The 10062-nt window shown below is 75.1% G+C and carries 10 protein-coding genes; 2 read left to right on the top strand and 8 right to left on the bottom strand.

Annotated elements, in window-relative coordinates:
• Positions 1-287: 287 nt before the first annotated feature.
• From KIK08_RS34225 to KIK08_RS34235, 3 genes are all read right to left on the bottom strand, one after another.
• Entirely contained in the window at positions 288-1400 is a 1113-nt protein-coding gene (locus KIK08_RS34225) for an MBL fold metallo-hydrolase (RefSeq protein ID WP_214407465.1), read from the bottom strand.
• 110 nt (positions 1401-1510) lie between these two features.
• The gene (locus tag KIK08_RS34230; protein ID WP_214407466.1) at positions 1511-1867 is read right to left on the bottom strand and encodes an ArsR/SmtB family transcription factor; all 357 of its coding nucleotides are present in this window, start codon (positions 1865-1867) and stop codon (positions 1511-1513) included.
• Positions 1857-2288, bottom strand: a complete 432-nt coding sequence (locus tag KIK08_RS34235; RefSeq protein ID WP_214407467.1) for an SRPBCC domain-containing protein — start codon at positions 2286-2288, stop codon at positions 1857-1859. The genes KIK08_RS34230 and KIK08_RS34235 overlap by 11 nt, the downstream gene beginning before the upstream one ends.
• 103 nt (positions 2289-2391) lie before the next feature.
• Between KIK08_RS34235 and KIK08_RS34240 the strand changes: the two genes are divergently transcribed.
• The gene (locus tag KIK08_RS34240) at positions 2392-2970 is read left to right on the top strand and encodes a hypothetical protein (RefSeq protein WP_214407468.1); all 579 of its coding nucleotides are present in this window, start codon (positions 2392-2394) and stop codon (positions 2968-2970) included.
• Between the two features lie 7 nt (positions 2971-2977).
• On the opposite strand, the gene KIK08_RS34245 is transcribed toward KIK08_RS34240, so the two are convergent.
• A complete protein-coding gene (locus KIK08_RS34245; RefSeq protein ID WP_250558404.1) occupies positions 2978-3706 on the bottom strand; it encodes a response regulator in 729 nt (242 codons plus the stop codon).
• Positions 3703-5361: a sensor histidine kinase gene (locus KIK08_RS34250; protein WP_308258071.1), complete on the bottom strand. Its 1659-nt coding sequence runs from the start codon at positions 5359-5361 to the stop codon at positions 3703-3705. Before KIK08_RS34250 ends, KIK08_RS34245 begins: the two co-directional genes overlap by 4 nt.
• Before the next feature lie 107 nt (positions 5362-5468).
• Here KIK08_RS34250 and KIK08_RS34255 point away from each other — a divergent pair, with 107 nt between their 5' ends.
• Positions 5469-6914: a cation:dicarboxylate symporter family transporter gene (locus KIK08_RS34255; protein ID WP_308258072.1), complete on the top strand. Its 1446-nt coding sequence runs from the start codon at positions 5469-5471 to the stop codon at positions 6912-6914.
• A 43-nt stretch (positions 6915-6957) separates the two neighbouring features.
• Here the strand turns inward: KIK08_RS34255 and KIK08_RS34260 are convergent, their stop codons facing one another.
• Genes KIK08_RS34260 through KIK08_RS34270 form a run of 3 tightly spaced genes read right to left on the bottom strand, consistent with a single transcriptional unit; the run spans position 6958 to position 9941 of the window.
• On the bottom strand, positions 6958-8415 hold the full coding sequence (locus KIK08_RS34260) for a HAMP domain-containing sensor histidine kinase (RefSeq protein WP_214407471.1): 1458 nt from the start codon (positions 8413-8415) through the stop codon (positions 6958-6960).
• Complete coding sequence (locus KIK08_RS34265) at positions 8412-9134, bottom strand: response regulator transcription factor (RefSeq protein WP_214407472.1); 723 nt, start codon at positions 9132-9134, stop codon at positions 8412-8414. Before KIK08_RS34265 ends, KIK08_RS34260 begins: the two co-directional genes overlap by 4 nt.
• A 24-nt stretch (positions 9135-9158) precedes the next feature.
• Entirely contained in the window at positions 9159-9941 is a 783-nt protein-coding gene (locus tag KIK08_RS34270; RefSeq protein ID WP_214407473.1) for an ABC transporter permease, read from the bottom strand.
• Positions 9942-10062: the final 121 nt, after the last annotated feature.

Here is a 10062-nt window from a genome sequence, read left to right on the forward strand (position 1 = left end):
GACCGGGCGCGCGCCGCACGGCACGCGCGGCGGGCGCTGGCCCACGCCGGCACGGACCGCGACGCGCGCGACGCCCGCGAACTGATCGCCCGCGCCGAGCGGTGAGGGCCGGGACCTACGTGCGCGACCGCGACGTCGTCGGCGATGCCAGGCGCCGGCCGGGCGCGCTGCTCACCGGGCCGTACCGGCTCCTGCGCCGGCGCGCACTCCGTGCTCGACGTCCTCACCGCCGATCTGCACGACTTCCCGACCGCCCAGGACTGCCCGGCCGGCGGCCGGGCAGCAGCTCACGCCGCTCTGACCGGGGCCGGCCCACCGGCCGCCGCGGCGTCCCAGCTCAGCTCGCCGCGCTCGGCGAGGTACTCGACGTGCGCGACGGTCTCGCCGATCGCGGCCAGGCGCATCGGCCCGATCTGCGCCCACGTCCGCGACCAGGTGAGTCGCTCGGCCAGCTGCCACATCGTCGGCTCGCCGATCTCGGCCACCGCCGCGACGATCTCCGCGCAGCGCTGCCGGTGGTGCTCGATCAGCTGCTCCGCGCGGGTGGCGAGCCCGCGGAAGCGGTACTGGTGGGCGGGCAGGACCTCGTGGTCGTCGTAGTCGGCCATCCTGGCCAGCGAGTCCAGGTAGCGGGCCAGCATCGACGGGCCCTGGCCGGGGTGGGAGCTGATGTTCGGGGTGATCCCGGGCAGCACGTGGTCGCCGGTCAGCACGGCCTGCGCGGTCTCGTCGACCAGGCACAGGTGCCCCGGCGTGTGCCCGGGCGTCCACACCGCGCGCAGCCGGCGGCCGGGCAGCGGGACGAGGTCGCCGTCGGAGAGCAGGACGTCGGGCTCGGCCATCGACCCGAACCCGGGGACGCCGTCCTCGGCGTCCCGGCCGAGGAACACGGCCATGATCTCGTCGACGGTCTCGGCGGGGGCGCCGCAGACCTGCTTGAGCCAGCCGCCGGCGCCGGTCACGCCCCGCGGCTGCCCGCCCTCCTCCCGGCGCGCGCGGAAGGCGGCGGCCTGCCGGGAGGGCAGCGTCTCCGCCTCGGCCGGGTGCATCGCGACCCAGGCGTCCGACGCCGCCCGCAGGCGGTCGGTGAGGCCGTGGTGGTCGGGGTGGACGTGGGTGGCGACGACGCCGACGACGTCGGAGGCGCTCGCGCCCGCCGCGGCGAGGCCGGCGGTGAGGGCGGTCCAGCCCTCGTCGCTGTCCCAGCCGGGGTCGACCACGACCAGCCCGGTGTCGCCGGGAACCAGGTAGCTGAGCGTGTAGCGCAGGGGGTTGTCCGGGATCGGGACCGGGACCGACCACAGGCCGTGGTCGAGGCGCTCGACCGGCGGCAGTACCCGCTCCCGCCAGGCCTGCTCCTGCAGCGGCGCGCGGACCTCCAGCGTGTCCGGCGTGACCATCAACGCGCCCCTCTTGCTCGACGTTCGGAGATCCGACGCTACCTCGGGGCGCGCGTCCGCCGGTTCGTGGCGCCGTCGTGACGTGCGTCTCGTGCCGGTGCCGGTCGGGCCTAACGGCGAGCGGCACCGGGCGGTGCGGTGTCGTCCAGGTGCTGGCTCAGCGCCGCGAGCGGGCCGTCCCAGTCGCGGGCGAGCGCGGCCAGGAACTGCTGGGCGACCCGCATCGGGTCCGAGCGCAGCCGGTAGCGGACGCGTCGGCGCTCGCCGGGCTCGGCGGTCACCAGCCCGGCCTCGGCCAGCAGGGCGAGGTGCTTGGCGATCGCCTGGCGGGTGATGGGCAGCCGGCCGGCCAGGTCGGTGGCCGTGGCCGGGCCACCGGAGGCCAGCGCGGCCAGGAGCGCGCGCCGGCTCGGGTCGGCCAGCGCGACGAAGACCTGCTCGGCGACCGCCTCGGCGTCAGGCCGCATCGAGGTGCGCGACCAGCTCGCCGAGCTCGCGCCGCCAGCCGTCGGTGTTGCCGTCGAACGCCGCGGCGTGCACGTCGCCGGGCAACTGGGCGAAGCCCGACTCGACGACCGTGAGCCGCGTCCCCTCCGCGGTCGGCTCCAGGGAGAACTCGACGTAGGTGCGGCGGGGGTCGTCGTCGGGCAGGCCGTGGATGCGCCAGGTGAAGCCGAACACCGAGGGCTCTTCGACCCGTTCGACGCGCATCCGCGCCGAGCCGCCGTCGTCCCACTTCATCCAGGCCTCCCCGCCCGGGCGCAGGTCGATCCCGGCCTCGTGGCCGAACCAGGAGGCCAGCCCCTCGGCGGTGGTGATCGCGGCCCACACCCGCCGGGGCGGGTGCGCGATCTCGACGGTGCGCACGATGTGATCGGGGAATCCCACGGGTGCCTCCAGCCGGCAACTGATGGGTTGCAACACTACCGCGTCCGCGGGCCGCGGTCGGATGCGATGATCCACCCGGGTCGGGGGGAACCGGGGGCGGGGCATGGACACCAGCACGATCATCTTCCTGAGCGCGTTCGGGTGCGGGCTGCTCTTCGCCGGGTGCGCGGTGCTCGCGCAGTCGGCGGACAAGACCATCGCGCGCTGGAAGCGCTGGGCGCTGCCGGCGGGCATCCTCGCGTTCTGCACCGCCTTCGGCGGGCTGGCCTACCTCATCGACGACGGCAACGCCGACACCACGCTCTACGAGATCGAGGCCGAGGGTCCGGGGGCGGGGGTGCCGGCGGCCGTCGAGTTCGCCGTCGGCGTCGAGCACGCCGGCGCCGAGCACGACCTGCTCGTCGCCCCCGACCCCGAGGCGAGCGCGGACGAGCCGCTGCAGCTGCAGGTCCGGGTCACCGGCCCGTCCGGCGCGGTGGTCCTCGACGAGCCGGCGGCGCTCGACACGCGCTGCCCGGACGTCGTGGTCTGCGAGTGGCACCCCTACAACGGGCGGTTCACCCCGGCGGAGCCGGGGGAGCACACCCTGGTGGTGACGGTGCTGGACCCCGGCGTGGAGGTGCTGCACGTCCGGGTCGGCGACCCGCTCAAGACCGACGGCGAGCGCGCCCCGGGCTACTGACCGCGCGTCAGCCCGCCACCCCGCCCGGCTGCGACCGGTACTCGACCTGCGGTCGCCCGGTGCCGCCGTAGCGGGCGTGGCGCACGGCCAGCCCGGTGTCGGCGAGGTGCTCCAGGTAGCGGCGCGCGGTGATCCGTGACGTGCCGAGCACGGCGCCCGCCTCGCTCGCGGTCAGCCCGGTCGGGCCGGCCGCGCCGAGCGCCCCCACGACGGCGTCGAGCGACTCGCGGCTGATGCCCTTGGGCAGCCCGCCGGCCGGCACGGGGGCGCCGCGGACCGCGCCGAGCAGGTCGTCGACGTCGGCCTGGGCGACGACCTGCGCCGCGGTGCCGAGCCGGGCCCGGTACTCGCGGTGGGCCTCCAGCTTGGTCCGCACCGCGGCCGCGGTGAACGGCTTGACCAGGTACTGGGTGGCGCCGAAGGCCACGGCCGCCTGGACGACGGCGAGGTCGCGGGCCCGGGTCACCATGATCGCGTCGGCGGTGTGGCCTGCCGAGCGCAGCCTGCGCAGCACGTCCAGGCCGTTGCCGTCGGGCAGGTGCACGTCGAGCAGGAGGAGGTCGACGGGGGTGCTGTGGACCGCGCGCAGCGCGTCGGCGGCGTTGCCGACCACCCCCACCACCTCGAAGCCGGCGACCCGGCGCACGTAGCCGGCGTTGGCCTCGGCGGCGATCGGGTCGTCCTCCACGACGAGGGTGCGGATCACCCGCTCCGCCTCCTCCGACCTCCCGGTCATGTGACCACCAGCGGTAACCGCACCACGAACTCCGATCCCCGCTCGGTGGACACCCGCACGTCGCCGCCGTGGCGGCGGACCGCGCGGTCGACCAGCGCGAGCCCGATGCCCCGCGCGCGCCCGTCGACGGCGGGCTTGGTGGTCCAGCCGCGCCCGAACATCCGCTCCACGTCCGCGGCGGCGACCCCGGGCCCGCTGTCGGCGATCCGCAGGACCACCTCCGGCGCGCCTGCGACCCCCGCGCCGGGCCCGACGACCTCGGCGCCGATGCGGACCCACCGCGGCCGCGGCGCGTCCGGCGCAGCCGCGGCGTCGATCGCGTTGTCGAGCAGGTTGCCGACGATGGTGACCAGGTCGTGGGGGTCGGCCAGGCCGGCGGGCAGCGCGGTGCCGTCCGCCACCACCAGCTCCACGCCGCGGGCCTCGGCCTCGCCCGCCTTGGCCAGCACCAGCGCGGCCAGCTCGGGCGTCCCGATGCCGGCGACGACGCCGTCCACGAGGCGCTGCGCCGGGCCGCCGGTGGCGAACTCCAGCGCCTCCTCCGCCCGGCCCATCTCGATCAGCGCGAGCACGGTGTGCAGCTGGTTGGCGGCCTCGTGGGCCTGCGAGCTGAGCGAGTCGGCGACGCCGCGCACGGTGCGCAGCTCGGTGACCAGCTCGCGCAGCTCGGTGCGGTCGCGCAGGGTCACCACCGACCCCAGCCGCCGCCCGCTCCAGCGGGCCGCGGCCTGGCTGACGACGACGATCCGGTCGGCGGTCAGGTAGATCTCGTCGCTGCCCCCGGTGCCGGCGGCCAGCGCCGCCCCGAGCGCGGGTGGCAGGCCCAGCTCGTCCACGGCGCGGCCGCCGACGTCGCCGGGCAGCGCGAGCAGCCTGCGGGCCTCGTCGTTGACCATCTGGACGCGGCCGTCGCCGTCGAGCAGCAGCAGCCCCTCGCGCACCGCGTGCAGGACGGCGTCGTAGTACTCGTACATGCGCGACAGCTCGGCCGGGCCCAGGTCGTGCGTCGCGCGCCGCAGCCACCGGCTCACCAGCCACGAACCGGCCGCGGCCACCCCGAGCGCGGCCGCGCCCACGCCGACGACCACCGGGATCTGGCGCTGCAGCTCCCGGGAGACCGCGCTGAGCGTGCGCCCGGCCGAAACCAGCGCCACCACCCGCCCGCGATCGAGCACCGGGACGACGGCGCGGACCGACGGCCCGAGCGTGCCGGTGTAGGTCTCGGTGACGAACCCGCCGTCGGCGGCGGGTCCGATGGTGCCGATGAACCGCTCTCCGATCAGCTCCGGGTTGGGGTGCGACCAGCGCTGCCCGGTCGGGCTCATCACGACGACGAAGTCGGTGGCGGTGTCGAGGCGCACCCGCTCGGCGAGCGGCTGCAGCACGGCCGACGGGTCGGGGTCGTCGACCGCGTCGCGCACCTCGGGCGCATCGGCCAGCGTGCGCGCGATGCTCAGCATCTCCCTGGTGGTGGCGTCGTCGGTGGCCTGCCCGAGCTGCAGCCAGGTGGCCGTGGTGAAGCCGGCCAGCACCACCACGACGACCGCGGCCTGCAGCGCGAACAGGCGCCCGGCCAGGCTCGGGCCGCGCCGCGGCCGGGTGCTCGCCGCCGCGCGCCCAGCGGACGAAATGAACGAAACGGTGATGGCGGCCACACCTCCCCGCATCCTGTGCGCCGATGGTCACCGCCGCATCGGTGCCACGCAAACGCCCGACGTCAACCCGTCGTCAACCCGTCGTCGCCGCCGGACCTGGAGAGACTGTGACAGCCGCGAGCACACCGCCCACGAGCACACCGCCCACGAGCGCCCAGCGCCGAGATCGCACCCATTACCTCTACATCGCCGTCATCGTGGCGGTGCTGCTGGGCATCGCGGTGGGATTGCTGTTCCCCGATCTCGGCAAGGCGCTCAAACCCCTCGGTGACGGGTTCGTGAGCCTGATCAAGATGATGATCTCACCCATCATCTTCTGCACCATCGTGCTGGGCATCGGCGCGATCCGGCAGGCGGCCACGGTGGGCCGGGTCGGCCTGCTGGCGCTGGGCTACTTCCTGACGATGTCGACGTTCGCCCTGGCGATCGGCCTGGTCGTGGGCAACATCGTGCAGCCGGGTGCCGGTCTGGACATCGCCGGTGCGCCCGGCTACGAGGCGCCGGAGGCCGAGAGCACCGGCGACTTCCTGCTCGACATCATCCCGACCACCCTGTTCTCGCCGCTGGTCGGCGAGAGCGTGCTGTCCACGCTGTTCGTCGCGATGCTGGTCGGGTTCGCCGTGCAGGCGCTGGGCCGCTCGGGCGGGCCGATCCTGACCGGCATCCGGCACATCCAGCGGCTGGTCTTCCGGGTCCTCGCGATGATCATGTGGGTGGCGCCGATCGGTGCGTTCGGCGCGATCGCGGCGGTGGTCGGCTCGACCGGCGTCGACGCGCTCTACGCGCTGGCGCAGGTCATGCTGGCCTTCTACGTGACCTGCCTGCTGTTCGTGCTCGTCGTCCTCGGCGCGCTGCTGCGCTTCGCCGCGGGGATCAACATCTTCTCCCTGCTGCGGTACCTGGGCCGGGAGTTCCTGCTGATCGTGTCGACCTCCTCGTCGGAGTCGGCGCTGCCGCGGCTGATCGCGAAGATGGAACACGTCGGCGTGTCGCGCCCGGTCGTGGGCATCACCGTGCCCACCGGCTACTCCTTCAACCTCGACGGCACCGCCATCTACCTGACGATGGCCTCGCTGTTCATCGCCGACGCGCTGGGCAGGCCGATGGCCATCGGCGAGCAGATCGGCCTGCTGGTGTTCATGGTCGTCGCCTCGAAGGGCGCCGCCGGGGTGTCCGGGGCCGGGCTGGCGACCCTGGGCGGCGGGCTGGCCGCGCACCGGCCCGACCTGGTCGAGGGCGTCGGGATCATCGTCGGCATCGACCGGTTCATGTCCGAGGCCCGCGCGCTGACCAACTTCGCCGGGAACGCGGTGGCCACCGTGCTGGTCGGCAAGTGGGTCGGGGAGTTCGACCGGGACCGCGCCGACCGGGTGCTGGCCGGCGACGACCCCTTCGACGAGGCCACCATGCTCGACGACGAGGACGACGCGCCCCGCGAGGACGCACCCGGCGACGACCGGTCCGTGCCGGTCGGGCCGGTCGGGCCGGTCGGGCAGAGCCCGTCGCCGGCCGAGCAGTCGTTGGCCGAGCAGGCGACGAGCACCAGCGTCTGAGAGGCCGCCCGCCACGCGGCGGGCGGCGCGGGTCCCGGTCCGGTCAGCTCCGGTCCGGCAGGGGGAGGGTCAGCCGGAAGCAGGCGCCCTCCCCCAGCGCGGTCTCCAGTTCGACGTCGCCGTCGTGGGCGCGGGCGAGCGAGCGGGCTATGGCCAGCCCGAGCCCGGCGTTGGCGCCGCCGGAGCGGCTGCGGGAGCGGTCGGTGCGGTAGAAGCGGTCGAAGACGCGGTCGGCGTGCTCGGCCGCCATGCCCGGGCCCCGGTCGGCCACCTCCAGCACCGCGCGACCGTCCGCGGTCCCGACCCCGATGCGCACGGGCGTGCCCGCCGGTGTGTGGGCGGCGGCGTTGCCCACCAGGTTGGCGACGACCTGGCGCAGCCGGGCCTCGTCCGCGTCCACCGGGGCGGGGCCCGGCGGGCCGTCGCCGCCCGGACCGGTCAGCTCCACGGCCCGGGACGAGTCCAACGCGCGCAGGTCGTGGGCGGCGTCGGTGGCGAGCGTGCGCAGGTCCATCGGGGCCCGGTCGAGGCGCCCGTCGACGGCGTCGTCGAGCTGGGCGAGCAGCAGCAGGTCCTCGGTGAGCGCGGTGAGCCGGGTGGCCTCGCGGTCGATGCGGCGCATCGCCTCGTCGACGTCGGCGGGTCCGGCCAGCGCGCCCATCCGGTACAGCTGGGCGGAGCCCTTGATGACGAACAGCGGCGTGCGCAACTCGTGGCTGGCGTCGGAGACGAATGCCCGCATCCGCGCCTCGGAGGCGGCGCGCGCGGCGAAGGCCCGTTCCAGCTGGCCGAGCATGGTGTTCAGCGACCCCGCGAGGTGCCCGATCTCGGTACCGGGCGCCGCGACCGCGGGGACGCGCCGGCTCAGGTCGCCGGAGGCGATCGCGGCCGCGGTGTGCTCGATGCGCCGCAACGGCCGCAGGCCCCCGCCGATGGCGAACCAGCCGGCCGCCGTCAGCAGCACCAGCAGCATGGCGCCGCTGGTCATGGTGGTGGCCCGCAGCCGGGTCGCCGTGGCGTCGACCTCGGCCAGCGGCGCGGCCGCGACGACCGTCCCGTCGCGGCCGCCCGCGGGCGCGGCGACGGCGCGCCAGCGCGACGAGCCGTCCGCGGCGTCGAGGTCGACGGCCCGGCCGTCGAGCGGGACCGTGCCCAGTGCGCCGCCAGCCGGCAGGGCGGCCTCGGTCAACCGCGACGAGTGGAAGTCGCGCTCCACCGCGCCGCCCGCGTCCAGGAACACCAGGTACGGGCTGCCGATCAGGCCGAGGGCCGGGTCGGTCACCGCGAACGACGCGGTGTCCGCCGGACCACCCGGCCCGATCGCCTGCGCCGCCGCCAGCAACGTGGTGAACGACCGCAACTGGGTGTCCAGCCGGTCCAGCTGGTAGCGCCGCAGCTGGTCGGTCGCGACGAGGCTGACCAGGCTCAGCCCGATCAGCAGCAGCGCCGCGGTGATCAGCAGCAGCCGCAGCCGCAGCGACGGCCGCCGTGCCGGGCTCATCGCCGCGGCTCGCGCATCACGTAGCCGACCCCGTGCACGGTGTGGATGAGCCGGGGCTCCTCGACGTCGACCTTGCGCCGCAGGTAGGAGATGTAGGTGTCGACGATGCCGGCGTCGCCGGCGAAGTCGTACTGCCAGACGCGGTCCAGGATCTGCGCCTTCGACACGACGTGACCGGCGTTCTCCATCAGGTAGCGCAGCAGCCGGAACTCGGTGGCGGTCACCCGCAGCGGCCGGCCCGCCCTGGTCACCTGGTGCCCGTCGGGGTCGAGCGCCAGCGCGCCCACGGTCAGCACGCCGGTGTGCTGGCCCGCGGTCCGCCGCAGGATCGCCCGGATCCGGGCGATCAGCTCCTCCAGGTCGAACGGCTTGGTGACGTAGTCGTCGGCGCCGAGGGACAGCCCGGTCACCTTGTCGGCCTGCCGGTCCCGCGCGGTGAGGAACAGGACCGGCACCGGTCCGACGCGCCCGGACACCCGCAGGTCGCGCAGGCGCCGGACCACCTCGAAGCCGTCCATGTCCGGCAGCATCACGTCGAGCAGGACGAGGTCGGGCGGTTCGCGGGTGGCCGTGGCGACCGCCTCCGCCGCGGTCGCCACGGACGTCACCTCGAAACCGGCGAACCGCAACGTGGCCGACAGCAGTTCGCGCACGGTCGCCTCGTCCTCGACCACGAGCAGCCGCCCGCCCCCCCGTGTCGCGTCCTGGCTCGGTCTCACGCGGACCACCTTAGGGACGGGCCGTCACGCGTCGCGGCGCTCGAACAGCACGAAGGCGACCACGAGCAGGGCCACCGCGCCGGCGCCCATGCCGGCCAGGCCCAGCCACGGCTGGGGGTAGTCCGGGTCGGGCAGCGTCGCGATGACCGCGGCCCCGCCCATCGTCGGCCAGAAGTCGAACAGCCAGTCCAGCCACGGGAGCAGCTCGGCCAGCGCGGGCACCAGCACCGTGATCGTCACCAGGGCGGCGAGTGCCCCGGCGGTGGCGCGCATGAGCGCGCCGAGGGCGACCGCGAGCAGCCCGATCACCGCGAGGTAGAGCCCGCCGCCCACCACCGCGCCGAGCGCAGTCGGGTCGCTGAGGGTCGAGTACGGCAGGCCGGCCGCGGCGAACCAGGCCTGCCCGGTGAGGAAGGCCGCGAACATCAGCACCTGCCCGGCCACCAGCGCGACGGCCGCGACCATCGCCACCTTCGCCCCGAGCAGCCGGTGCCGGCGCGGCGTGGCGCTCAGCGAGGTCCCCACGAGGCCGGTCGCGTACTCGGAGGTGACCACCATGATCCCCAGCACGCCGATGATCAGCTGGGCGAGGACGAACATCAGCAGGCTGCGGTTCGTCGGGTCCCACTGCTGCAGTTCCTCGACGGTCGCGTTCGGGTACGACGCCACCGAGGCGTCCGTCGACAGCAGCGTGACGCCGACCGCGACCGCCACGAGCCCGCCGAGGGTGAGCCAGGTCGAGCGCAGGCTGCGGAACTTGATCCACTCGCCGTGCAGGGTGTGGGCGAACGCGGGGCGCGCGCTCATGCCGCCCTACCTTCCAGAGACGTCCCCCGTCGTCGGAGAGGATGGGGTGATGCAGGTGGAGCGAGGATGGTTTTCATGCTGGCTGCCCTCGATGGCTCAGGTGGCTTGGCCCCTCGCTCCA

The organism is Pseudonocardia lacus, from assembly GCF_018531445.1.
GTDB lineage: Bacteria > Actinomycetota > Actinomycetes > Mycobacteriales > Pseudonocardiaceae > Pseudonocardia > Pseudonocardia lacus.